Source organism: Fructilactobacillus sp. X7R4C1, assembly GCF_059901115.1.
This window is the reverse complement of record NZ_JBWXVD010000002.1, coordinates 322,074-347,705: the sequence shown is the minus strand read 5'-3', so window position 1 is coordinate 347,705 and position 25,632 is coordinate 322,074. Positions and strand designations below refer to the sequence as shown.

The 25,632-nt window shown below is 37.5% G+C and carries 27 protein-coding genes; 26 read left to right on the top strand and 1 reads right to left on the bottom strand.

What is annotated here, in order from left to right:
• The first annotated feature begins 9 nt into the window (after positions 1-9).
• Entirely contained in the window at positions 10-2,403 is a 2,394-nt protein-coding gene (locus tag AC6UC9_RS03800) for an FtsK/SpoIIIE family DNA translocase (protein ID WP_500701177.1), read from the top strand.
• A gap of 49 nt (positions 2,404-2,452) precedes the next feature.
• On the opposite strand, the gene AC6UC9_RS03795 is transcribed toward AC6UC9_RS03800, so the two are convergent.
• Positions 2,453-2,578, bottom strand: a complete 126-nt coding sequence (locus AC6UC9_RS03795; protein WP_500693939.1) for a DUF4044 domain-containing protein — start codon at positions 2,576-2,578, stop codon at positions 2,453-2,455.
• Between the two features lie 96 nt (positions 2,579-2,674).
• On the opposite strand from AC6UC9_RS03795, the gene AC6UC9_RS03790 reads away from it, so the two are divergent.
• From AC6UC9_RS03790 to AC6UC9_RS03670, 25 genes are all read left to right on the top strand, one after another.
• Positions 2,675-3,064 carry a DUF3397 family protein gene (locus AC6UC9_RS03790; protein ID WP_500693938.1) on the top strand — a complete coding sequence of 130 codons (390 nt, stop codon included), beginning with the start codon at positions 2,675-2,677 and terminating at the stop codon, positions 3,062-3,064.
• Positions 3,065-3,197: 133 nt separating this feature from the next.
• The gene (gene mraZ, locus AC6UC9_RS03785; RefSeq protein WP_500696584.1) at positions 3,198-3,623 is read left to right on the top strand and encodes a division/cell wall cluster transcriptional repressor MraZ; all 426 of its coding nucleotides are present in this window, start codon (positions 3,198-3,200) and stop codon (positions 3,621-3,623) included.
• 16 nt (positions 3,624-3,639) lie between these two features.
• A complete protein-coding gene (gene rsmH, locus AC6UC9_RS03780; RefSeq protein ID WP_500701176.1) occupies positions 3,640-4,584 on the top strand; it encodes a 16S rRNA (cytosine(1402)-N(4))-methyltransferase RsmH in 945 nt (314 codons plus the stop codon).
• A 12-nt stretch (positions 4,585-4,596) separates the two neighbouring features.
• The gene (gene ftsL / locus AC6UC9_RS03775; protein ID WP_500695530.1) at positions 4,597-4,980 is read left to right on the top strand and encodes a cell division protein FtsL; all 384 of its coding nucleotides are present in this window, start codon (positions 4,597-4,599) and stop codon (positions 4,978-4,980) included.
• Positions 4,977-7,118 (top strand): penicillin-binding transpeptidase domain-containing protein, encoded by a 2,142-nt coding sequence (locus AC6UC9_RS03770; protein ID WP_500701175.1) that lies wholly within the window; start codon positions 4,977-4,979, stop codon positions 7,116-7,118. Before ftsL ends, AC6UC9_RS03770 begins: the two co-directional genes overlap by 4 nt.
• Before the next feature lie 21 nt (positions 7,119-7,139).
• Positions 7,140-8,096 carry a phospho-N-acetylmuramoyl-pentapeptide-transferase gene (gene mraY / locus AC6UC9_RS03765; protein WP_500701174.1) on the top strand — a complete coding sequence of 319 codons (957 nt, stop codon included), beginning with the start codon at positions 7,140-7,142 and terminating at the stop codon, positions 8,094-8,096.
• A 24-nt stretch (positions 8,097-8,120) separates the two neighbouring features.
• Entirely contained in the window at positions 8,121-9,497 is a 1,377-nt protein-coding gene (murD, locus tag AC6UC9_RS03760; RefSeq protein WP_500701173.1) for a UDP-N-acetylmuramoyl-L-alanine--D-glutamate ligase, read from the top strand.
• Positions 9,497-10,609 carry an undecaprenyldiphospho-muramoylpentapeptide beta-N-acetylglucosaminyltransferase gene (gene murG / locus AC6UC9_RS03755; RefSeq protein ID WP_500701172.1) on the top strand — a complete coding sequence of 371 codons (1,113 nt, stop codon included), beginning with the start codon at positions 9,497-9,499 and terminating at the stop codon, positions 10,607-10,609. Before murD ends, murG begins: the two co-directional genes overlap by 1 nt.
• A gap of 12 nt (positions 10,610-10,621) precedes the next feature.
• Positions 10,622-11,437, top strand: coding sequence for a cell division protein FtsQ/DivIB (locus AC6UC9_RS03750; protein ID WP_500701171.1), 816 nt, complete (start codon positions 10,622-10,624; stop codon positions 11,435-11,437).
• Between the two features lie 99 nt (positions 11,438-11,536).
• A complete protein-coding gene (ftsA, locus tag AC6UC9_RS03745) occupies positions 11,537-12,892 on the top strand; it encodes a cell division protein FtsA (protein WP_500701170.1) in 1,356 nt (451 codons plus the stop codon).
• Between the two features lie 20 nt (positions 12,893-12,912).
• Complete coding sequence (gene ftsZ / locus AC6UC9_RS03740; RefSeq protein ID WP_500701169.1) at positions 12,913-14,196, top strand: cell division protein FtsZ; 1,284 nt, start codon at positions 12,913-12,915, stop codon at positions 14,194-14,196.
• 20 nt (positions 14,197-14,216) lie between these two features.
• Entirely contained in the window at positions 14,217-14,633 is a 417-nt protein-coding gene (locus AC6UC9_RS03735) for a cell division protein SepF (RefSeq protein ID WP_500699377.1), read from the top strand.
• Between the two features lie 5 nt (positions 14,634-14,638).
• The gene (locus AC6UC9_RS03730) at positions 14,639-14,920 is read left to right on the top strand and encodes a YggT family protein (protein ID WP_500699379.1); all 282 of its coding nucleotides are present in this window, start codon (positions 14,639-14,641) and stop codon (positions 14,918-14,920) included.
• Position 14,921: 1 nt separating this feature from the next.
• Positions 14,922-15,713: a YlmH family RNA-binding protein gene (locus AC6UC9_RS03725; RefSeq protein WP_500699381.1), complete on the top strand. Its 792-nt coding sequence runs from the start codon at positions 14,922-14,924 to the stop codon at positions 15,711-15,713.
• A gap of 11 nt (positions 15,714-15,724) precedes the next feature.
• The gene (locus tag AC6UC9_RS03720) at positions 15,725-16,405 is read left to right on the top strand and encodes a DivIVA domain-containing protein (protein WP_500693925.1); all 681 of its coding nucleotides are present in this window, start codon (positions 15,725-15,727) and stop codon (positions 16,403-16,405) included.
• A gap of 209 nt (positions 16,406-16,614) precedes the next feature.
• Positions 16,615-19,416 carry an isoleucine--tRNA ligase gene (gene ileS / locus AC6UC9_RS03715; RefSeq protein ID WP_500701168.1) on the top strand — a complete coding sequence of 934 codons (2,802 nt, stop codon included), beginning with the start codon at positions 16,615-16,617 and terminating at the stop codon, positions 19,414-19,416.
• A 50-nt stretch (positions 19,417-19,466) separates the two neighbouring features.
• Positions 19,467-19,670 (top strand): cold-shock protein, encoded by a 204-nt coding sequence (locus tag AC6UC9_RS03710; protein WP_500696594.1) that lies wholly within the window; start codon positions 19,467-19,469, stop codon positions 19,668-19,670.
• Between the two features lie 54 nt (positions 19,671-19,724).
• A complete protein-coding gene (locus AC6UC9_RS03705) occupies positions 19,725-20,270 on the top strand; it encodes an NUDIX hydrolase (RefSeq protein WP_500693922.1) in 546 nt (181 codons plus the stop codon).
• A gap of 11 nt (positions 20,271-20,281) precedes the next feature.
• Entirely contained in the window at positions 20,282-20,650 is a 369-nt protein-coding gene (locus AC6UC9_RS03700) for a hypothetical protein (protein WP_500701167.1), read from the top strand.
• 19 nt (positions 20,651-20,669) lie between these two features.
• Positions 20,670-21,371: a 5'-methylthioadenosine/adenosylhomocysteine nucleosidase gene (locus AC6UC9_RS03695; RefSeq protein ID WP_500701166.1), complete on the top strand. Its 702-nt coding sequence runs from the start codon at positions 20,670-20,672 to the stop codon at positions 21,369-21,371.
• Positions 21,372-21,384: 13 nt separating this feature from the next.
• Positions 21,385-22,545: a cysteine desulfurase family protein gene (locus tag AC6UC9_RS03690; protein ID WP_500701165.1), complete on the top strand. Its 1,161-nt coding sequence runs from the start codon at positions 21,385-21,387 to the stop codon at positions 22,543-22,545.
• The gene (locus tag AC6UC9_RS03685; protein WP_500693918.1) at positions 22,545-22,889 is read left to right on the top strand and encodes a DUF1831 domain-containing protein; all 345 of its coding nucleotides are present in this window, start codon (positions 22,545-22,547) and stop codon (positions 22,887-22,889) included. The genes AC6UC9_RS03690 and AC6UC9_RS03685 overlap by 1 nt, the downstream gene beginning before the upstream one ends.
• A gap of 108 nt (positions 22,890-22,997) precedes the next feature.
• Positions 22,998-24,122, top strand: coding sequence for a tRNA 2-thiouridine(34) synthase MnmA (mnmA, locus tag AC6UC9_RS03680; protein ID WP_500693917.1), 1,125 nt, complete (start codon positions 22,998-23,000; stop codon positions 24,120-24,122).
• Positions 24,123-24,221: 99 nt separating this feature from the next.
• The gene (locus AC6UC9_RS03675; RefSeq protein ID WP_500696599.1) at positions 24,222-24,878 is read left to right on the top strand and encodes a histidine phosphatase family protein; all 657 of its coding nucleotides are present in this window, start codon (positions 24,222-24,224) and stop codon (positions 24,876-24,878) included.
• A gap of 13 nt (positions 24,879-24,891) precedes the next feature.
• Positions 24,892-25,623 carry a tetratricopeptide repeat protein gene (locus AC6UC9_RS03670; RefSeq protein ID WP_500696600.1) on the top strand — a complete coding sequence of 244 codons (732 nt, stop codon included), beginning with the start codon at positions 24,892-24,894 and terminating at the stop codon, positions 25,621-25,623.
• Positions 25,624-25,632 lie beyond the last annotated feature (9 nt).

Here is a 25,632-nt window from a genome sequence, read left to right as displayed (position 1 = left end):
GTGCCTTAGTTGGCTCAACGAAAAACAAAACGTAAAACTACAAAGCGTAAGACAACGAGAAAACGTCGTCCAAGGAAAAAAAGAAATTCTGTGTGGACCAAATTAAAAAACTTTTGCGGTGAAAAGAAATTAAATATTATTGGTTTGATTTTTCTGTTGATAGCCGTTTTAGGATTTTTCAGCTTAGGAATGGCGGGAACTTTGTTTGCTAATGTATTTCGGTTAGTGGTTGGGAACGCCTACCAGGTTTTGGCAATTTTTCTAGGTGTTTTTGGCATCTTATTGCTTCTGGGAATTAAGATTCCTCGAATCGATTACCATTATATTTTGGGTTTTTTGATAGCATTTATTGGTTGGATTTTAAACTTATCCATTACCTTTTCGAATTCTTTAAATTCCCATGTTAACTTTGTGTCCACAACCTTCAATGCGTTACTTTCTGATATTACTAACGGTGTCTCTACTAGTAACGTTGGGGGTGGGATGATTGGCGCTACGTTATTATCTTTTTTCGATACCCTTATCTCGTTAGTTGGGACTTTGATCCTTGCTTACAGTTTAATGGTCGTTGGAGCGATCATCTTCTTTAAACTACCAGTTATTAAGTGGCTCAAAGGCTTTTTGACTTGGTCAGCTAAGTGGTTTACTGCGATTATTGCGTCATTTAATCGGGCGCACCTGAATAATCAAGAGCGACGAAATAATCGAAAATTACAAAAGCAGCAATCAGCAAAGACAAATCAGTTTCAAGATTATCTAGGACATCAAAAAGAAAATGAGAAGAACAGTTCGAAGTCTCAAGCATCCGTTAATTCACCAACTGTTCCAGTCAATAAGCCAACGGAACATGTTGGTGTTAAACAAGATGAAAATACTCCTCACATAACGGTTGCAAGTAAGAAGCCTAAACGGAATCATTTTGATAATGAAACCAAAACGAGTTTACCAACTTTTGAAAATAATTCTTCTGGTAACCACTATCAACTTCCTTCAACTAATCTCCTTACTAAAGTGCCAGAGCAAGATCAGACAGCAGAATATAATGCGATCGATAAAAATACGAAAATTCTACAAAAGACTTTAAAGAGTTTCGGGGTTGATGCTGAGGTAAAAAATGTAAGCTTAGGACCATCGGTTACCGAATATGAGTTGCATCCAGCAATTGGTGTAAAAGTTTCTAAAATTGTCAATTTGAGTGATGATATTGCACTTGCATTAGCAGCAAAAGACATCAGGATTGAAGCACCAATTCCAGGCAAATCTTTAATTGGGATCGAAGTTCCTAATAAAGCAATTTCGACCGTTTCGTTTCGGGATGTATTTGAAAATCAGACCGGCAATAACCATGGTATTTTAAATGTTCCTTTGGGTAAAAACGTTAACGGTGACGTTGTTTCTTGCGATATTACCAAGATGCCTCATTTGTTAATTGCGGGATCAACTGGAAGTGGTAAGTCGGTTGCAATTAATTCAATTCTCACTAGTATTCTTTTAAAAGCTACTCCCGACCAGGTTAAATTTATGTTAATTGACCCTAAGAAAGTTGAGTTGGGTGTTTATAATGGGATTCCTCATCTTTTAAGCCCAGTGGTTTCAGATCCTAAGAAAGCCGCTCGCGCTCTTCATAAAGTGGTTGATGAAATGGAACATCGTTATGAGATGTTTGCCCAGACAGGTCAACGTAAAATTAGTGGATATAATAAGTATATTCAAGAAAAGAATCGGACTGAAGGTACGGCTCTTCCAACTCTCCCATACATTGTAGTGGTTGTTGATGAACTAGCTGATTTAATGATGACGGTCTCAAATGAAGTGGAGAGTGCCATCATTAGACTAGCTCAGATGGGAAGAGCAGCTGGGGTTCATATGATTTTGGCAACTCAACGTCCGTCAGTTGATGTTATTACCGGATTGATTAAAGCTAATGTCCCATCAAGAATCGCTTTTGCGGTATCAAGTGGAGTTGATTCAAGAACAATTTTAGATACAAATGGAGCTGAAAAATTACTTGGGAGGGGTGATATGCTGTATCTCCCGATCGATCAAAACATTCCAGCGCGTGTCCAAGGTTCCTTTATTTCTGATAGTGATGTTGAAAACGTGATTGATTTTGTCAAGAAACAAGCTGAGCCAGAATATGATGACTCAATGATGGTTACTGATGCTGAAATTAAAGAAGAAGAAAAAGACGATGATGAGGATGATCTATTTGATGATGCTCTGAAATTTGTTGTAAAAGAACAAAAAGCCAGTACGTCGATGATTCAACGTCAGTTTCGAATTGGTTATAATCGGGCGGCTCGGATTGTTGATGATATGGAACAACGTGGGTATATTGGACCACAGCATGGAAGTAAACCTAGAGACGTCTATAAGAAGCCTTCTTCTGATGATGAAAAATAAAAAGACACTCTGAATTTGCTTCAGAATGCCCTAAAACGATATTATTAATTTACATGCCACCAAAGAAAGCAGCTGCTGATCCAGCAACCACTGATAAAATGGTTGCAATAATCATTAACCAAACAAAGATCATTAAGATCTTTTGAAACGTTGTTTTATCTTTCCATTTATTCAAAGTATCCACCACTTTCAGTATTCATACTGTCACAATTCTAACTTTGAACTAAAAATATTGCAAATCACTTATTATACCTAATTTACGAGGTTAAAAATGGTCAATTATATATCTAATCTACATTTATTAGTGGAGTCATTAATTAAGCCTTTATTACTTTTCATTATTATTGGTTTTATTATTATTTTTTTTAAGCGCATTACTAAAAATCGGATGTTTCAACGGCTGAGTGTTCTTGATTCATTTCCAATCATTGGAATTTGGTTAGTTCATGTCATTACTATGACGAGTCATGGATTTTCGTTTTTGCCATTATTCATTTTGGCTTGGATGATAATTGGGATTATCTTTTTGTTTTACCGAGTGATCGATGAAGGACAGTTGTTGCCAAAACAATTTTTAGTTAATTTTTGGCGAATAAGTGACATTTATTGGATAATTATTTTTATATTTTCTTTGATTGTAAAAATTATTATAATACACTGATATAAAAGCATTCCTGGGATTTGTTTTCCGGAGTGCTTTTATTTTTTGTGGATTTTTATGGAGGCAAAGTGGTAGGAAGTGGTTTATTGTGGTAAACTAAATTTATATTTAGGGGAGAAGGGAATGATGAATTATGTTCATGGGCGAATATCGACATAACATCGATGCCAAGGGACGTCTCATCATTCCCGCTAAATTTAGAGATTTATTAGGAGATAAATTTGTCATTACTCGTGGTTTAGATGGCTGTCTTTTTGGGTATACCGAGAATGAATGGCAAAAAGTTCAGGATAAGATTAATGAACTGCCCTTTAACAAAAAAGATGCGCGAATGTTTGCACGTTTTTTCTTTTCTGCGGCCACTGAATGTGATATTGATAAACAAGGCCGAGTCAATATCCCGACCGCTCTTTGTAAGTATGCCGACCTGACCAAAAGCTGTGTTTTGGCTGGAGTATCGACTAGGTTTGAAATTTGGGATGCTTCTAAGTGGGATAGTTATACGGATGAGGCTGCGAGTGAGTTCAGCGATATTGCTGAAAATTTACTTGATGTCTAACTTGAGGTGAATTTTAATGTCTACGTTTAAACATCAAACGGTTTTATTAAATGAGGCTATTCGTGGTCTGAATGTTAAGCCCAATGGAATCTATGTTGATTGTACTCTTGGAGGCGGAGGCCATAGTTCTAAGATCTTGTCGGAACTAAAAAAGGGTCATTTATACGCTTTTGATCAAGATCAAGTTGCCATTGATTATAATCAGTCACATTTAGAAAAGTTCTTAAAAGATAATGAAATTACTTTTATTCATGATAATTTTAGAAATTTTAAACGTGATTTGAAGCGTTATGATGTCGTTGGAATTGATGGGGTTGTTTATGATTTAGGAGTTTCTTCACCTCAACTTGATGATGCCGAGCGAGGCTTTAGTTATCAAAAGGATGCTCGTCTTGATATGCGGATGGATCAAAGAAATGATCTAGATGCTTGGGAAGTTATTAATCACTGGTCGTATGAAAAGTTAGTAAAAATTTTTTATCGGTATGGTGAGGAAAAGTTTTCTAAACAAATTGCTCGTAGTATTGAAAAAATTAGAGCTGATCATCCAATTGATACTACAAGTCAGTTAGCTGAAATCATTAAGGATGCCATTCCAGCTCCAGCACGAAGACATGGTGGTAACCCAGCTAAGCGCGTTTTTCAAGCCGTACGAATTGCTGTTAATGATGAGCTAGGCGCTTTAGAAGATTCACTTGAGCAGGCGTTAGATATGTTAAATGTTCATGGTCGGATTAGTGTAATCACGTTTCAATCGCTTGAAGATCGTTTGGTAAAGGGGATTTTTAAAGAAAAAACCACCATTCAAGATTTACCTCATGATTTACCAGTCATACCGGATTCAATGCAACCAAAGTTTAAAATGGTCCAAAGAAAACCAATTTTACCCAGTGCTGATGAACTTAGTCAAAATCATCGATCGCACAGTGCCAAACTCAGAATCATTGAGAAAATTAAATAGGAGGTGGGAACTTTGGCACAAAATGGTCTAGCAAAAAAAGAATATTCAAATGGAAACGCGTATGAAACATATCGAAGAAATCAGATCAATTCAAAGCGAGTTACTACTCCCCAAAGAGAACATAAGTTCAGTCCTAAGCTGGAAATTACAATTTTAGTAGTTGGATGTGCGATGATATTCTTAATGTCGGTCGCATTGGTTTGGACAAGAATTTCACTTTCAGGTGCCCAACAAACGTTGCAAGATACTGAGAGCCGATCAACAAGAATACATAATACCAATACCGGACTTAAGCAACAGATTGATGAACTTCAAAGTAGTTCACGTTTAGATAAGGTTGCTAAGGGATCGGGATTAAAACTTTCAAATGATCAAATAAGGAACGTCACAAAATGAATAAAAAACAAGAGCAGATAAAAAATCGGAAAAATGCGATTGCTAATCGAAAAAAATTTGGGATGTATTTTCGGATTTTAGTAATTGTAGTTTTCCTGTTGATTTTCGGCTTTTTTTTTAAAAAAGCAATTTTCAAAAGTGCGAATCACGTTAATTTGGCACAGCAAACAAAGAGTTTGTATGCCCAAACTAACGTGATTAAGTCTAAACGTGGAACCATCTATGATAACAATAATCAAGCGTTGGCTGAGGATACTAGTACTTACTCGATTTATGCTATTTTAAACAAGTCGCAAAAGACTAGAGATAATAAACCAGATTATGTAACTAATCCTGAAAAAACCGCTAGGGTCCTTTCTGAAAACTTACCGATTAGTTACAAAGAGGCCCTTAGGACTCTTAAACCAAAGAAACAAGCTTTTCAGGTTGAATTTGGAAATCCAGGAAAAAACATTTCTTTAGTTGATAAACAAAAAATTGTTTCTCATCATTTGCCCGGCATCAAATTTGTTCAACAACAGAGTCGATTATATCCAAATGGGGTATTTGCATCTCACATTGTTGGGTTGGCCTCTCCAGTTACCAATAACAAAACTAAGGAAACAAATTTAGTGGGACAAATGGGCCTTGAAAAGTCATTTAATAAAGTTCTGAGTGGGACAAATGGGTATGAAGAAGTAAGACATGATAATTATGGTTACGAAGTACCTGATGATAATAAGAAAGAACGACCAGTGGTTAACGGAAATAGTGTTCATACCACAATTGATTCTCGACTAGAATTTCTACTTGAAAACCAGATGAGTGAGGTACAGTCACAGGTTCATCCAAAGAGTATGAATGCTATGTTAATTGATGCTAAGACCGGGAAAGTTTTAGCCGCCGCTCAACGACCAACTTTCAATGCTACAACTGGCAAGGGATTAGGTGGAATTTGGCGAAATACATTAACCCAAGATGCTTTTGAGCCAGGTTCAACTATGAAGATTTTTACGTTAGCCGCTTCAATTGATAGTGGTAATTTCCATGGAAATGAGCGTTATTTATCAGGTAAATATGATATTGATGGTAAGATTGTGCCCGATTGGCTGCCAACAGGATGGGGAATGATCACTTATAATAAGGGATTTGCTTTGTCTAGTAACGTTGCCATGGCACATTTGGAACAACAGATGGGACCAAAGACTTGGAAAGATTATATTAATCGATTCCAGTTTCTGAAGAATACTAATTCAGTTTTTGGTGATGATGATTCGGGGAATATGCAATTTAAGTTACCAATTGAACAGGCTAATACTGCCTTTGGTCAAGGTATTCAAGTAACCGCTTTGCAGATGGTGCAAGCCATGACGTCAGTTGCTAATAACGGGAAAATGATCAAGCCAAGGTTTGTTGATGATATAACCAATGATCACAATAAGGTGATTAAGAGTTATAAGGAAGAAACGTTGGGACATCCCATTAAACCTTCAACTGCTAAAGCCGTCCGAAAGCATATGGAAGATGTTGTTTATAAACCATATGGAATTGGTCAAGATTACAAGATTCCCGGATATCGAGTGGCCGCAAAGACCGGTACTGCTCAAGTAAGTAATGGATCTGGCGGTTATGAGAATGGTGACGATAGTTACCTGTATTCGGTTGCTGGAATGGTACCTTCTTCAAACCCAAGATACATTATGTACGTAAGTATGAAACAACCCACTTTAAACGGTGGAAAGACCGCTACCCAATTGATGGCGCAAATCTTCAATCCAGTTATGCAGCGGGCATTAACCCAAAATACAGATGATAATGCGCAAGTTCCAGATGTCGTTAGTCAAAAGACTGATGTGGCTAAAGACCAACTTAGTAAAAGTCATTTGGAGCCAATTGTGATTGGTGATGGTGACACGGTTACTAAGCAAAGTCCAACGGCGATTGGTGCTGGTTCAGGAGATAATCACGTTATTTTGATCACTAGCGGAGTATTAAAGATGCCTAGTCTTAAAGGTTGGAGCGAAAAAGACGTTCAAACGCTTAGTGATCAATTGGGTATCAAATTAAGTACTAGCGGTAAGGGAAAAGTAGAAAGTCAGAGTATCAATGTAGGTCAAAGAATTACCCCCAAAGCTACGTTGACAGTTAAATTAAAATAAATTTTGAGAGGATGAAAAGTGATGGATTGGTTAATTCCACTAATTGGAGGATTTATTATTACACTGGGACTAACGCCAGTATTAATAAGTTATTTTAGATCAAAGCATGAAGGTCAGATGATCAGGGAGGAAGGTCCCAGCTGGCATGAAAGTAAGAGTGGAACACCCACAATGGGAGGATTAGGTTTCATAATTGCAATCGTCATTACGTGCTTGATCTATGGATTAGTAGTTAGCCAATTGAAGTCAACGTTACTCATCCTAATCTTTGTTCTTGTTTTTTATGGACTAATTGGGATGTGGGATGACTCAATTAAACTTTTTAAGCGTCAAAATGAAGGATTCAAAGCTTGGCAAAAGTTCTTGCTTCAAGTCATTGGAGCACTGGTATTTGCTTGGGTTTACTATGCTGATGGATTTCCAATGTCAATTCGCTTTTTTAACCTCGGCGAGATTCCATTAGGGTATTTCTATGTTTTGTTTATCATTTTTTGGCTTGCGGGCTTTTCTAACGCCGTTAACCTCACGGATGGATTGGATGGATTGGTAAGTGGATTATCAATTATAGCTTTTGGAGCTTATGCCGTTGTCGCTCATTTCCAACACCAGTTTGAGGTTGAAATTTTTTGCATGGCAGTTGCAGGTGCGCTTATCGCATTTCTGCTTTTTAATCACAAGCCTGCCAAGATCTTTATGGGTGACATGGGTTCCCTAGCATTGGGTGGTGCTTTAGCTGCCGTTTCAATTTTGCTTCACCATGAACTTTCGTTATTATGGGTTGGATTAGTATTCGTTGTTGAAACTGCCAGTGTCATCTTACAAGTTACATCATTTAAACTAACTGGAAAAAGAATTTTTAAGATGACTCCCATTCATCATACCTTTGAGTTGATGGGCTGGAGTGAATGGAAGATTGATATTGTCTTTTGGCTAGTAGGTTTGTTTACTGCGATCACTGGCGTTATTACAATGATTTAATTTTTAGGGAGCTTAATTTTAATTATGAAAAACGTGGACAATTATAAAGATAAAAATATTTTAGTTTTTGGGGCTGGCATGAGTGGAACCAATGCTGCTAAACTATTGGTTAAGCTGGGAGCAAATGTCACTTTAACTGATGCAAAACCAGCTGATCAAATTAAAGAATATGATGAATTAAAAGCAGATGGTGTAAGAGTAGTAGCAGGTAAATCACCTCTTTCCCTATTAGATGGAATTGATCTAATGGTCAAAAATCCTGGCATTCCATACGATAATGATTTGGTTAAAGCCGCTCAAGATAAAAACATTCCGATCATTGTGGAATTGGAACTTGCAGCAGAAATCTCAGATGCTCCGATTGTTGGGGTCACGGGTAGTAACGGAAAAACCACCACTACCACCATGATTACTAAAATGTTGCAAGCGGGCAAAAGAGATGGAAGGGCCCTAGATGGTGGAAATATTGGAATTCCTGCCACCAAGGTAGCTCAAGAAGTTAATAAGAATGATGTCTTAGTATTAGAAATTTCGAGTTTTATGTTACTGGGGACTCCTAAACTTCATCCGCATATTGCTGTCATTACTAATATTTTTTCCAACCATTTGGATTACCACAAAACACGTGAAAATTACGTAAATGCTAAGATGCAGATTACTAAAAATCAAACCAAAGATGATTTTCTTGTCATGAATTTTGATAGTGCTGAATGGCGAGAATTAAGCAAGCGTAGTAAAGCTCAAATCGTTCCATTTTCACTCACTGATAAGTACAAAAATGGAGCCTACGTTTCTAATGGCGATATTTACTTTAAAGATGAATTTATTATGCACAAAAAAGACATTCGGGTTCCGGGTGAACAAAACGTTCAAAATGCCTTAGCCGCAATTGCGGTAGCTAAACTGTATAAAATCTCTACTGAAGCGATTGTTTCAGTATTAAAGAATTTTGGTGGAGTTAGACATCGTGTTCAATACGTTTTAACTGCTGACGATCGTGAGTTCTATAACGATTCTAAGGCAACCGACATTGAGGCCACCCAAATGGCTCTAAGAGGATTTGATGAACCGATCGTTTTGTTAGCAGGTGGGCTAGATCGTGGCTATACTTTTGATAAACTGGTTCCTGATTTTAAATCTAATTTAGCGGGAATTGTTTTATTTGGTGAAACCGCTGACTTGTTAGAAGATGCTGCCAAAAAAGCCGGTGTTCCACAAATTAAAAAAGTTAAAGACCTTGATGAAGCCGTACCAGAGGCGGTTAAGATGAGTAAACCAGGTGATATCATATTGCTGTCACCGGCTAACGCAAGTTGGGATCAATTTGCAACTTATCGTGATCGTGGGGATGAATTCATCAAAGATGTAGAGAAGTTAACTGGTAAAAAGGAGACTAAATAATGAGAATGATTGTATCCGGGGGAGGAACTGGTGGACATATCTATCCAGCACTTGCCCTAATTGACGCGTTAAAAGCTCAAAAGCCTCATTCAGAGGTTTTGTACGTTGGGTCCGATCGCGGATTGGAAGGTAAAATTGTTCCAGAAAAGGGAATAAAATTTGATGCCTTAAAAATTCAAGGATTCAAACGGAAGTTGTTTAGTCTGTATAATTTTAAAACGATTTGGTTGTTTTTAAAAAGCGTCCAAGAATCAAAAAAAATCATTAAAAAGTTTAAACCTGATGTTGTGGTTGGCACCGGTGGGTATGTTTGTGGAGCTGTAGTATATGCTGCAGCTAAGTTAGGAATTCCAACCGTTATTCATGAGCAAAATAGTGTTGTTGGTCTCACTAATCGCTTTTTGAGTCGTTATGTAGATGAAATTGCCATTGCTTTTGACGATGCTCGAAAACAGTTTCCCGAAAATAAAGTTATTTTCACTGGCAATCCACGGGCGCAGCAGGTGGCTAATATGAAAAGCGATTTTAAGTGGAGTGAGTTTGGTTTAAAAGATGATGTTCCAACGGTGTTGATATTTGGTGGAAGCCAGGGAGCACTAAAAATTAATTCATCAACGGTAGAAGCAATCCCTGAATTTGACCGACGAAAATACCAAGTTGTTTTTGTTACCGGCCAGAAGCGATATCAAGGTGTTAAAAATGATTTAAAAAACGTTAAAATTAACGATAATATTGCCGTTTTACCTTATATTTCAAATATGCCAGCGGTTCTGCCTAAAGTTGATTTAATTGTTGGACGTGCTGGTGCCACTAGTATTGCAGAAATAACTGCCATTGGGATTCCGGCCATTTTAATTCCAAGTCCCTATGTTACCGCGGATCATCAAACTAAGAACGCGATGAGTCTCGTAAAAAATAATGCCGCGATGATTTTGACTGAAAAAGATTTGAATGGGCAATCTTTAGTGACAAAAGTCGATTCTTTAATGCATAACACTGAATTAAGAAAGCAAATGGCTACTAACTCATATGATATGGGAGTTCGTGATGCCGCTGACAAACTTTTAGGCGTTTGTGAGCAGGCAATTGAGAAGCATCATAAAAAAGCTTAACGGGTGATCTTAATGAAAACTAGCGATAATGATTCCAATTCATCAGGTCGGTTGGAGAAGTACCAGGAGAGAAAACAAAGGAAGAATAGTCGGTATCGAGTTGGACACAAAATTCCTGGGATTAGAAAGCAACAACGCAAACAATTAATTAGAGGATTTTTGCCAATCTTATTATTGTTTATAGTAGTAGCTTTAGTTTCGCTCTATTTGGTACTGCCATACAGTCGGGTTTCATCGATTAACATTCAAACCAATCATCAGTTAAAGGGCGAGAATATTAAAGATCTGATACCATTTCGAGTTGGAGATTCGTTGCTAATGGTAAAGAGAAACAAAGCTAAGGCCCAAAAGTACGTGTTAACTCATAATGCGCAGGTTAAGCACGTTGATTTTTCTTTTAAAAAGCATAATCAATTGATGGTAAGTGTAGATGGATATTCGAATCCGGAGTACATTTTTAAAGCTGGGAAGTATTATCCAGTCTATCCGTCAGGTCATGTTTCCAGCGAAGCAGTTAAAATTGATGATCCTAACAATATCTGCACTGTTTCTGGATTTAAGCCAGGAAATGAAATTAGAAATGTGTTAAAGCAATACAAAAAGATTAGTCCATCAATTAGGAATCAGATTAAAGAGTTAAAAAATGCTAATACTAAAAGTAATCCGGAGCGGATTCAAATTTTGATGAAAGATGGAAATGAGATTTACGTCAAAATCAGTACTATGGCAGATAAGATGGCTTACTATCCTGCAATTGCGAAGAGCCTGAAACAAAAGAGCGTGGTTAACATGGAAGTGGGAGCATATTCCTATCCTTTGGGGGAATGAGAGCTCTTTATTAACGTTCATCATGTGTGTTAAAATTAAGTGAGATTATGGTATATTGGATAATCTGTTTCAATAGACCTTATATGGAGGTTCCAGATAATGAACGATTCAAATTTGTACATTGGTTTAGATATTGGAACTACTTCGATTAAAGTGATTGTGGCTGAAAAAGCTAATGGTCAAATGAATGTAATCGGAGTTGGTAATGAAAAATCAACTGGTGTTAGTCGTGGAGTTATTGTTGATATTGATAAGGCTTCAAATGCTATTGAGCGGGCCGTTAGTCAGGCTGAAGAAAAGGCAAGTGTCAAAATTAGCAATGTAATTGTGGGCATCCCAGCTGATCAGATTAAAATTGATAAATGTTCTGGGATGATTGAACTCCCCGACCAGTCTGAGGAAATCACAAACGATGATGTTGTTGACGTTTCTGAGTCTGCTATTGACACCAACCTTCCACCTGAACGTGAAGTGATCGATCTAACTCCAGATGAATTCATGGTGGACGGCTTTGACGGTATCCAAGATCCACGGGGCATGGTTGGAAATCGTCTGAAAATGAATGGCCGAATGATTAGTGGGCCTAAGACTATTATTCATAATATTAAAAAAGCCGTTACTAATGCTGGCTTGAATATTGAGGCATTGGTTGTCGATCCCCAGGCTGAAGGAAAATATATTTTAAGTGAATCAGAGCAAGAGTTTGGAACAATATTGATTGACCTAGGTGGAGGACAATCAACGGTTGCGGTTATTCATGACTTTGAACTCAAGTACGCCAATGTTGATCTTGAGGGTGGACAATACATAACTAAAGATATTTCTTCAGTATTAAACACTTCTGCCGCTAACGCTGAAAAGTTGAAGCGTGGATATGGATATGCTGATGTTGATCAAGCTAGTGAAGATAATGAGTTTCCAGTCGAAGTTGTTGGCCAAGGACAACCAGTTAATGTAAGTGAGAAATTATTAGCTGAAATTATCGAAGCACGAATCGATCAAATCTTTGGTAGACTCAAAGATGATCTTGATGGAGTTGAGGCATTAAGTCTTCCTGGTGGGATTGTGCTAACCGGTGGAATAGCTTCTATGCCAGGGATTGCTGAATTAGCCGCTAATACCTTTGGTGTTAATGTCAGGGTTTATATTCCCGACCAAATTGGTTTAAGACATCCCTCACTATCGTTAGCATTATCATTAGTTAATTATGGTGGTAATTTAAGTCAAATTGAACGGTTAGTACGTTCAGCATTTGACCATGGTGAATTCGCCTATAATGACAACGGAAATGCCAGAGAAGTTGAACCTCAATCTAAACCAAGCGTATCTGGATCCATTCCCTTTAAGCAAAAACGTCAGAATAAAACGGCAAAACAAAAACGTGAAAAGAAACCAAAGAGTGATAAGAATTTAGGCGAAAAATTAAGTGGCATTGTACACCACTTTTTCGAGTAACGCGGGGGTATTGATAAAATATGGACTATTCAATGGATGCAAATAAAAATAATGGTGCAACAATTAAGGTCATTGGAGTTGGTGGCGGTGGTGGAAACGCCGTTAATCGAATGATCGAAGAGGGCGTTAAAGGAGTCGAATTTATTGCTGCCAATACTGACTTACAAGCTTTAGGAAGTTCTAAAGCAGAAACTAAGATTAATCTTGGACCCAAGCTCACCAAAGGATTAGGAGCTGGATCAAACCCAGAAGTTGGATCAAAAGCAGCTGAAGAAAGTGAAGAAGCCATTACTGATGCCTTACACGATGCTGACATGGTGTTTGTTACATCAGGAATGGGTGGTGGAACTGGAACTGGGGCAGCTCCGATTGTTGCCAAGATCGCTAAAGATGCTGGTGCATTGACAGTTGGGGTTGTGACTCGTCCTTTCGTTTTTGAGGGACCAAAACGTGATCATAACGCTACCGAAGGAATTGAAGCCCTTAAGCAAAACGTTGATACTTTAGTGGTGGTTTCAAATAACCGCTTGTTAGATATGGTTGATAAAAAAACTCCAATGATGGAAGCCTTTAAGGATGCTGATGACGTATTACGTCAGGGCGTTCAGGGAATCACTGATTTGATTACTAGTCCCGGGGTTGTTAATCTGGATTTTGCTGATGTAACAAGTGTAATGCAGAATCAAGGATCCGCTCTTATGGGAGTGGGTGCAGCAACCGGCGAAAACCGAACTGAAGAAGCAACTAAGAAAGCCATTAATTCGCCATTATTGGAAGTTTCAATCGACGGAGCTCAACAAGTCTTGCTGAATGTAACTGCCGGACCAGAATTATCACTTGCGGAGGCACAAGATGCCGCCAATATCGTATCTGATGCAACGTCAAATGATGTTAACATCTTCTTTGGAACCTCAATTGATGAAAATATGGGTGATGAAGTTAAAGTTTCGGTAGTTGCAACTGGAATCCAGACTGGGGATCCAGACCGTTCTGCTAGCCCAGCACTAACTAGGAAGAATCGTTCGAGTACCTTTGCTAGTCCTAAGACTGATAATGCTACTAAAGATAATTCAGCTGATTCTAGTAATGATGATCCGCTTCACAACTGGGACATTAGTGATAACCAAAACGAAGTTAGAAATGCTGATTCATCAGATAATGACAAGTTTTCTAACGTGGAAAAGCAAGACTTTGAACCATTTGAAACTGAAAATAATTCTGATTCAAATAATAATGATAGTGGAAACGACAATGATGATGTCCCTCCATTCTTCAGATATCGGAACCGAAATAATAAGCAATAGTATTCGGAGAGGAGCTAGTAATGTCATATAATTTTAAGCGTTTTTTTGGTCTCGATGATAATAACGAGACTTATGAAGACGACTACTCAAGCCAAAATAATGTTGATAGCGTTCGATCTGTAAAAAATAATCCGCGTAAAGTCGTATCAATGAGTAAAAGTGATATTTCTAATAGTAAAATTGCTGTTATGGAACCCCGAATTTATGCTGACGCAAAAAGTATTGCCAGTAAATTAATTGGTGGGAATGCTGTAATTGTTAAAATGGATGGGGTTAGTAATGAGTCCGTCAAAAGAATCGTTGATTTTTTAAATGGGACTATTTATGCTATTGATGGAAAAATAAGACGAATTGATGAGAAAATTTTTCTCTGTGCTCCTAATAATTTTGATATTGATGGCGCAATGGACGAAAAGTTCAATAGTCGGTTAGGATGATTTAGTTGATTACAGTAATTAATTGGATTGCACAGATTATTAATTATGCAATTCAGATCTATATGTTGGCAATCGTAATCGATGCTTTACTGACATGGTTTCCAGGTGCTTCACAGTCTCGATTTGGTCAGTTTTTGGGTCGGATTGTGAATCCTTTTTTAGAGTACTTTAATTTTGCTCACATTGGGATGTTAGGATTTGGGCCAATATTGGCCTTAGTTGTACTTCAACTTTTACAGTTTGGTGTAACCTACATTGGAAATATTATCATAAGTTTGGTCGCATAAAATGGGTGTTGAAAAGAATATTGAACAACATTTTAGAAAATCCGAATTACCGTTCCTTCAAACTGCAAGTGATTGGATTGATAGTGCGAATTCTGAGTATCGGCCAGTTCTTACTAGTTTTCTCAACTCAAGGGAGTGCTATTTACTTCAGACTTTGGTAAATCGTTATCCTAGTTTGAAGCTGTTGACGTTTGGTGGATATCAAAATGCTGAGATGAAACGAGGTCTGATTTATCCAGACTATTTTGTGCCGAAGTTTGATGATTATGAATTATCACTAATTGAGATTCAATATCCTGAAAAATTTGCGTCTATCCATCACAATCAAGTTCTTGGAAGTTTGATGGGAAGTGGAATTGAACGCAAAGTTCTCGGCGATATTTTGACCGACGGAGAACGTTGGCAATTTATTTGTGAGAATGAAATGGCTAAGTATTTGATAAGATCAGTTGATCGTATTGGTAAAGTAAAGGTTGATTTAAGCCAAATTAATTTTAGTCAAATTGTTCAGCAAAAAGATGACTGGATAGTAGATTTTGTTACTTTACCATCATTTCGTTTGGACGTTGTTATTTCGATTGGTTTTCATATCTCTAGAAGTATGGCTAAAGGTTTAATTGAACACGAAAAGGTTCGTTTAAATTGGTTTGAGTTTACTAAACCAAATTATGAAATTAAAGTTTCTGATATGATTTCTGTCAGAGGATACGGTAGAATAAAGGTAGTGGGATACAATGGCCACTCGAAAAAGGGAAAATTAAAAGCTGAGTTAAACGTAATAAAAAATAAATGAGGAGGGATATTATGACGCTAACGGCTCAAGATATTCATGATAAAAAGTTTTCACTAAAAATGAGAGGATACAGCATTGATGAAGTCAATGACTTTTTAGATCAACTCACTAAAGATTACCAAATTCTGCAAGATGAGAATGAGGAGCTTAAAAGATCATTAAAGAAAACCAAAAAAGACCTCACTTACTATGATGACCTAAAGAATTCTTTGAACCAATCGATTTTAGTTGCCCAAGAAGCAGCTGATAAGGTTAAAAAGGATGCAGAAAGTGATGCAAATGAAATCAAACAAAAGGCTCAAGAGCAAGCCGATTCTATTTTAACTGAAGCTACTGCTCAATCAAATGAAATCATGGGTAACACTTCGAAACAGGCTCAAAGTCTTTCGATTGCGACTGATGATTTTAGAAATAGTGTGAAGGATTTCCGTCAAAAGATGATTGGAATGCTTAAAAGTCAGTTAGACTTTGCCCAGAGTGAAGATTGGAATAAATTACTCGATTCAAGTAATTTTAGCAATTATGATGAGATTCAAGATGCTGTGAAGAATCTTGACAAGCAGGCTATTGGCAGTGTAAACTCATCTAGTAATGATTCTTCAAAGGGTGATCAATTTGTTGTGGAGTCGGTTTCAGGACCATACACGGATCCGACAGTTGAAATTTATCCCAATGATAAGCTACATAAATAATGATAGATTGAAGATAGAAAGTTGCTAATGGTCTTTTCAGCGAATTAGGGTTGGTGTGAGCCTAAAAAAGTAATTATTAGCAAAAGATCACTTCGTTAATAGTCTATGATGCAATGAGAAAATTAACGGTTGTTAATTTTGAATTTGGGTGGTACCACGAAGACTTCGTCCCTATTAGGGCGAAGTCTTTTTATTTTGAGGAGGATACTATGAGAATTAAGGATACGCTAAACTTGGGTAAAACTAAGTTTAAAATGAGAGGAAATCTTCCCGTTAAAGAGGTTGAACGGGAAAAAGTATGGGAAGATAATCAACTTTATCAACAACGGCAAAAACTGAATGAAGGCAAACCATCGTTTGTATTACACGATGGACCTCCGTATGCTAACGGTGATATCCATATGGGACACGCCATGAATAAAATCACCAAAGACATTATTGTTCGATTTAAATCCATGAATGGATACCGTGCTCCTTATGTTCCGGGATGGGATACTCATGGACTACCAATTGAACAGCAACTTAAAAAGAAGGGCTATAATCGCAAAGAGATGTCTACGAATGATTTTCGTAAACTTTGTCACGATTATGCCTTAAAACAAGTTGACCGCCAACGTGATGAATTCAAACGTTTAGGTGTTTCAGCGGACTGGGATAATCCATACCTTACTTTAATGCCCGAATATGAAGCGGCTGAAGTACGTGTTTTTGGTAAAATGGCTGATCGGGGCTTGATTTATAAGGGACTTAAGCCGGTAATTTGGTCTTGGTCATCGGAATCCGCACTAGCGGAAGCAGAAGTTGAGTATCATGATGTGACTTCTCCGTCGGCATTTTTTGCTGAAAAAGTGATTGATGGAAATGGAATTTTAGATGATGATACTTATATGGTTGTCTGGACTACGACGCCCTGGACGATTCCTGGTTCTGAGGGAATTACCGTTGAACCCGACTTTAACTATTCGATTATTCAACACGATGATGACCCGAAAAAATATGTTATCGGAACCGATTTACTTGATAAAGACGCAGAAATGTTCGGCTGGGAAGATATCAAAACCTTAAAGACGGTCAAAGGGAAGGATTTAAACAACATTAAAGCCCAACATCCGTTTGATAAAGACCGTCAATTGGTTGTAATGAACGGCGATTTTGTTACTAATGACTCCGGAACTGGGTTAGTTCACACTGCTCCTGGGTTTGGTGAGGACGACTATAACATTGGGATGCAGTACGGCTTGAATGTGTTTGCACCCGTGAATGCTAAGGGGTATCTTACTAAAGAAGCCGGTCCTGATTTTGAAGGTGTCTTTTATGAGGATGCTAACCAAATTGCTTTGGATAAGTTAAAAAAACAGGGACAGTTAATTCATTACATGCCTTATAAACATAGTTATCCCTTTGACTGGCGAACCAAAAAGCCGGTCATTTATCGTGCTACCCCACAGTGGTTTGCCTCAGTTGATAAGATTAGAAAAGAAATCTTGGATGCCATCGATACGGTTGGATTTAACCCTGATTGGGGCCAAAAGCGACTCTATAACATGATTCGTGATCGTGGTGACTGGGTCATTTCTAGACAGCGAGTTTGGGGAGTTCCACTACCAATTTTCTATGGTGAAGATGGAGAACCAATCATTACTGATGAGACGATTGAACACGTTGCTAGTTTGTTTGGTAAATATGGCTCCGATATTTGGTTTGAAAGGGAAGCCAATGATCTTTTACCAGACGGATTTACTAGTGAGCATTCACCAAATGGTAAGTTTACCAAAGAAAATGACATTATGGATGTTTGGTTCGATTCGGGTACTTCTCATCAGGGCGTTTTGGCGGAACGACCTGAATTGACGTATCCATCTGATCTCGTTGTTGAAGGATCCGATCAATACCGTGGTTGGTTTAACTCTAGTCTGATTACAAGTGTTGCCTATGCCGACATTGCACCTTACAAACATGTTTTATCACAAGGATTTACCCTAGATAAAAAAGGTCACAAAATGAGTAAATCACTTGGAAATACGATCGCCCCAAGTGATGTTATCAAGCAAATGGGAGCTGACATTGTTCGTTTGTGGGTTACCACTGTTGATACTTCAGCTGATGTGCGGGTATCAATGGGTAATTTTAAAGTCGTTTCTGATAGTTATAAAAAGATCAGAAATACAATTCGGTATATGTTAGCTAATACAAGTGATTTTGATTCAGAATCAAATTCGGTTAAGTATGAAGACATGAACCATGCTGATCAGTACATGATGCTTTGCCTGAATCAATTAATTAAAAACGTTAAAGATGACTACAACAAGTACGATTTCATGAGTATTAACAAGGAGTTACTGTCATTTATTACTAGTGATTTGTCGGCTTTCTACTTGGATTTTGCAAAAGATATTTTGTACATTGATCCCAAGAATGGTCACAGACGCCGTTCAATGCAAACGGTTTTATACGAGGTCCTAGTTGCTTTAACGAAATTAATGACTCCAATCATCCCCCACACGACCGAGGAAATTTGGAATTTCTTAAATGAACCAGAAGAATTTGTTCAGTTGGCTGAAATGCCAGAAGTTAAGCACTTTGACAATGAAGATGAAATTAGTCATCAGTGGGATCAATTTATGAAGTTGAGAAAGAACGTGTTGAAAGCCATGGAACTGGCTCGAGATGGTAAAGTAATTGGTAAACCGTCTGAAGCTAAATTGACTTTGTATGTTGATGATGCAACTAAGAAGCTGTTTAACGATTTAGGTGTGGATATTGCTCAAATCTTGATGGTTTCTCAATTAGAGGTTAAATCAATTGATGAAGTTGACTCAGATGCAGATCGATTTGATGATAATTTAGCAATTAAAGTAGAGCATGCCAAAGGTGAGACCTGTGTTCGTTGTCGTCTCATTAAGCAGGATGTTGGTTCTGACCCAGATTACCCAGAGTTCTGTGGTCGTTGTGCTAAGATTGTTAAAGAAGAGTTTCCAGAAACAGCAACAGACGGATTTGAAGAAAAGTAATGGAATCGGGATTTGATCCCGATTTTTTATTAACAAAGGGGTAAAACGAAATGAAAGGTACGATTAAAAGTTACGAAAGGGATAAGGGATTTGGGTACATTCAGGTTCCTAATTCTGATGATGTTTTCATGCATATTACTGGAATTATTTCTGGAAATCCAAAGCAAATTAAGCCTGGTGATCAAGTTGATTTTGTAAAAGCCATGGGACAACACGGTTTCCAGGCCGCTAAGGTGGTTTTACATCAAGATTAAAGCAATTGCATTGGGGTTATATTATGGTTAAACTATTTTTGGAAGGTGATTATTATGGATTTTGAAGAAAAAGTAATTAGTAGTAAACCGGTTTATAATGGACCAATTGCTCAAGTAGAAGAACAGCAAGTTAAGCTTCCAAATGGACAGTTAGCCTCTAGAGAGATTATTCACCACTGTAAATCAGTAGCAATGCTTGCAATCACCTCAGACAATAAAATGATTTTAGAGAAACAATGGCGCGCCCCAGCAAAACAAGTGATGATTGAAATCCCTGCAGGTAAATTGGATGATCGCGACAATGATTCACCGATTCATGCCGTTAAAAGGGAATTAAATGAAGAAGTTCGATATAACGCTAAGGAAATTAAAGAGCTTTATTCATTTTATCCATCAGTTGGAATTTCTGATGAGTATATGTATTTGTACTTAGTGGAGGGATTAACCCCAGTGAAGACAAAGTTACCTAGAGATCCTGGTGAATTTTTAGAAATTAATGAGTATACGCTAGATGAAGCCAAACAAATGATGAAAAGTGGCAAAATCATTGATGCTAAGACAATTATGGCAATCCAATACTGGGAACTGATGCAGAAATAGGCGGTCAATATATGGTAGTTAATGATAGGGAAAAAGATCGGTCTGAAATGACTAGATCTGAGTATCAGCGCATGTATGGTGATAGCGGGAGAAGAGATCCCCGTACTCGTTATGATAATGAATCAGAAAATCAAGAGACTCGGCATGCCCGTTTGAAAAAGCGAAGCTGGTTTGACCGATTGTTTCATCGTGCTAATAAGAGTCAATCCGATGAATCTTCGGGGAATTATTATACCGATCAACCGGACTCATATGAAAGAGAAAGACAAGATGCTTCTGAGTACAAACGTAAACGACTCGGAAGAAGATTGAATGTCGTTATATTATTATTATTGTTATTAATTGTGCTCGTGCTAGCAACTATGAGATTCGTTGGATAATTTAGGAGAATTTGGGAAAATGAAAACATTTGGAATTATTTGTGCAATGGATGAAGAAATTAAATCTTTAAAATCAGCATTAAAAAATGAGAGAGAAAAAGATATTAATGGCATCAAGTTTTATGAAGGGACCATCGATGGTCAAAAAGTTGTCTTAGTAAAATCTGGGATTGGCAAAGTTGAAGCAGGAATTACAGCGGCCCTTTTACTTGAGAATTTTGATGTTGATGTAATCATTCATTCTGGATCAGCAGCTGGCATTGGGGAAGGACTGAGCGTTGGGGACTTAGTAATCTCTACTCAAACTGCTTATCATGACGTTGATGCTACTGCTGCAGGATATGAATACGGTCAATTACCCGGTCAGCCAGCTCGATTTGACGCTTCTAACACTTGGATTAATAAAATTACCGATGCTTCAAAAGATACCGGAATTAACCCTAAAAAGGGTTTGATTGTTACCGGAGATCAATTCATTGCTGGACAAAAAATGATCAATGAAATTCTGAAAAACTTTCCAGATGCCTTATCGGCTGAGATGGAAGGCGCCGCAGTAGGACAAGTTGCCCACCAGTTTAATATTCCGTACGTCGTTATTAGAGCGATGTCAGATGTTGGTGATGAAAACGCTAATCAGAGTTTTGACGAGTTTGTTGTTGACGCCGGGAAACGTTCGGCACAGATGCTATTAAATTTATTTAAGAATACTAAAGAAGCTTAGAGGGATGATTTAATTGGGTGAGATCTATTTAGATAACGCCGCAACCACACCAGTCTCCAGCGAAGTGCTGGATGATATGTATGATAAGTTTAAAAACAACTTTGGAAATGCTTCTACTTTGTATCAACTTGGAAGACAGTCAAAAGAAATCTTGGAAGATAGTCGACATGTGATTGCTAAAAGTATTAATGCGGATGATAACGAAATTGTATTTACAAGTGGTGGAACTGAGAGTGATAATACAGCAGTAATTAGAACAGCTGAGGCTCGAAAGAGTCTTGGTAATCACATTATTACAACTTCGATTGAACACGAAGCAATTTTAAAACCAATGAAATATTTAGAAGATCATGGATTTAGAGTTACTTATTTGCCGGTTGACAAGCAAGGTAATATTTCTTTAACTGATCTGAAGAATGCGCTTGATGATGACACGATTTTGGTTTCAATCATGATGGGAAATAATGAAGTGGGTAGTAAGAATCCGATTCATGAAATTGGGGAACTACTTAAAGATCATCAGGCTTGGTTTCATACTGATGCTGTGCAAGCTTATGGTCTACTTGATATTGATGTCAAAAGGGATCATATTGATTTACTATCTACATCGGCTCATAAGTTAAATGGTCCAAAAATGATTGGTTTTTTGTATCGACGAAATGGAATTAATTTTACCAGTTATATTATGGGTGGCGATCAGGAAGACAAACGACGTGCCGGAACCGAAAATATTCCCCAAATATCAGGATTTGCTACGGCCGTTAGAAACCTTCCTAGTGAAAAGAAAAAGCAACGAAGAGAAGATTTTAGGCGATTTAAGCGCGAAGTGGTTGATGGATTAACTAATAACGGAATTGACATTGATGTAAACGGATCGATGAGTGATAATACCCTGCCACACGTCTTAAACATTTGGATCAAGGGAATTTCTACCTATGTTATGCAGACTAATTTAGATTTAGCGGGGATTGCCGTGTCGGGTGGATCAGCATGTACCGCTGGTAGTTTAGAACCTTCTCATGTCTTAACTGCAATGTTTGGAAAAGATAGTCCTAGACTTTCAGAATCCATTCGAGTTAGTTTTGGGGCATATACCACTGATGAAGACATTCAAAAATTAGTTACTGAGATTACGGCGATTGTTCATCGCTTGAAGAAGGGAAACAAGAAGTAATGGCATTTTCAAAGGTAGTCCAGTTAAAGGGTGGAACTGACAAATATGAGTTGAACCCAGAAATCAAACAATACACTTTACTTGACCTTGGTTTTAACACCACTAAAAGTGGCAATTTTTCCTATAAGAAATCCATTGACCCTGAGTCCCCATTCAATAAAAGGGCGATCAAGCTTAAGATTACAATCAATTCTGATATGAGTGAATTTAAGATGGCAGTCGTTGATGGTAATGAAATGAATGATGTGGATATCTTTTCTAATGATAATCATCAAGAAGAACGTGATCAGTTTAATTTCATTATGCAGAATATGATTTTAAGAAAAGTATTTCAAAAAGTGTAGAAGAGTGAAAAGTTGCAAGAATGTTAGTTAGTAGAGTATGATAGTAAATACTGGAATTGCGACCTTCAAATCGTAGATTTTCAGAATCTAAAGAATGATGGTGATGTTATGCAAGATAACAGTAAAACACGTGTTGTTGTTGGTATGAGTGGTGGGGTTGACTCTTCAGTTGCCGCCTACCTCTTAAAACAACAGGGATACGATGTGGTTGGAGTCTTCATGAAGAACTGGGATGACACCGATGCTGATGGTGTTTGTACCGCTACTGAAGACTACAAGGATGTTGCTCATGTTGCTAACGAAATCGGCATCCCATATTATTCTGTTAACTTTGAACATGAGTATTGGGACCGGGTCTTCAAGTATTTTTTAGCGGAATACAAACGCGGACGTACTCCTAATCCTGATGTAATTTGTAATACTGAGATTAAGTACAAAGCTTTTCTCGAGTATGCAATGGATCTTGGTGCCGATTATATTGCAATGGGGCATTATGCTCAGTTGAAACGTGATAAAGAAGGACACAACCACTTATTACGTTCCACAGATCTTAATAAAGATCAAACTTACTTTTTAAGTCAACTTTCAGCGGATCAATTGGATCGAGTAATGTTTCCAGTTGGTGGAATGACTAAACCTGAGGTTAGAAAAATTGCTAAAGAAGCTAACCTTTGGGTAGCCGACAAAAAGGATTCAATGGGAGTTTGTTTCATTGGTCCAAACAACTTTAATAATTTTCTTAGCAAATACCTTCCTGCTAAACCAGGTAAAATGATGACCTTTGATGGTGAAGTTAAGGGTCATCATAATGGGCTGATGTATTATACAATTGGTCAGAGGAAAGGTCTCGGTATTGGTGGAGATGGTTATGATAATCGACCTTGGTTTGTTGTTGGTAAGGATCTTTCTAAGAATATTCTGTACGTTGGAAAGGGTTATGACAATGAACATTTATATGCTGATTATTTAACTGCTTCTGGTCTTTCTTGGATTGATTCCAATACGCGAGGAAATGATTTTCACTGCACGGCTAAGTTTAGGTATCGTCAAAAGGATACTGGGGTTACCGTTCATATTGATGACGATAATAATCATGTTAAGGTAACTTTTGATGAACCAGTTCGGTCAATTACTCCCGGACAGGCAGTGGTTTTTTATGACGGTCAAGAATGTTTAGGAACCGCTACGATTGATGCCGCGTTTAAAAATGATCATGAACTACAATATGTATAATATTTAAACAAAGTTCGACTCGTTTTGAGTCGGACTTTTTTGATAATTTAATTCTAAACTGGCATAATAAAGCTATATCAATGTGTGTGAGGGATTTAAATGAGACTTTATTTTGTGCGACATGGGAAGACCGAATGGAATCTTGAAAGTAGGTATCAAGGTGCCGGAGGTGATTCACCGCTTCTTGACAAAAGTTACCATGAAATGGATCAAGCGGGTAAATTTCTTTCTGGTGTTCAATTTGCACATATTTATGCAAGCCCTATCAAAAGAGCACGAATTACTGCTTTCCATATTCAAAAATGGTTAAAATCTCCGGTTTCAATTTCACTGGACAGTCGCTTGGAAGAGTTTCATCTCGGTAAGATGGAAGGGATGAAATTTACTGATGTGCAAAAGAAATTCCCAGAAGAATTTGATGCCTTTCGTAACCATCCAGATCAATATCGTCCTGAAACGATTGGTGGGGAGGATTTCCCTGAATTAATCAAACGAATGCAAGGTAAAATTAATGAAATTACGCAAAATTATAGTAATAACGATAATATCTTAATTGTTAGTCATGGAGCAGCTCTAAATGCTTTGATTAATTCATTATTAGGAATCCCTCTGAGAGATTTACGGAAACGTGGTGGATTGGCTAATACAAGTACTACCGTTATTGAAACTAGTAATCATGGCAAAACGTATCGATTGGTGGATTGGAATGACACCAGTTATTTAGACAGGGAAATTGAAAAATCAGATTTAGTGTAATAGGAGTAAGGCTATGACAGATAATGGACGAGAAAATAAACCAACGGAAGATCCCCGTCAAAAGCAAGCGGAGGAAACACTTCATAAGTTAGTAAAAGATATTGATGATCACCCAAAGGACTACCGAACTTACTATGATTTAAGTGTGTTTTTAGTTGAGCTTAAAAGTTATACCCAGGCTGAAGAGTTATTAATGAAGGCTTTGGGTTTATTTGGCGATTCAAATAAAAAAGCAAAAAGCACGCTGTTATATGGTTTAGGTAACGTATATTATTCTGCTGGTGAATATGAAAAAGCCATTCAACAATTTCAGCAGGTGAATGATCCTGAGTTAAAAAAAGACGCTTACGTGATGTTGGCTCAAAGTTATATGGGGAAAAAGGACTATAAGAGAGCTTTAGTGTTTTTATTAACGGCTCAAGAATTAGCAAAGCAAGATTCTGAAATTAATCGAATGATGGGGGAGTGCCTAATGGCACTTGGTGATTTCGATCAAGCAGCCGATTTTTACGATCGAGTTCTAAAAAGTAATCCAAATGATGGGAAAGCTAATTTCGATCGGGGATTAATTGCGATGGTGATTGGTGAACCATTTGATGATTATTTCAAGAAAGCCGAAAAGTACGATAAGAAAAATTTTGATGCCAAACAAAGTCAGATAAAAGACATTGAAAAAGTAATTCAATTAAATAAACAAAAAAATGAGCACCCTGATGACTCGAAACCAAATGATTCCAAAAAATAGGAGAAAATA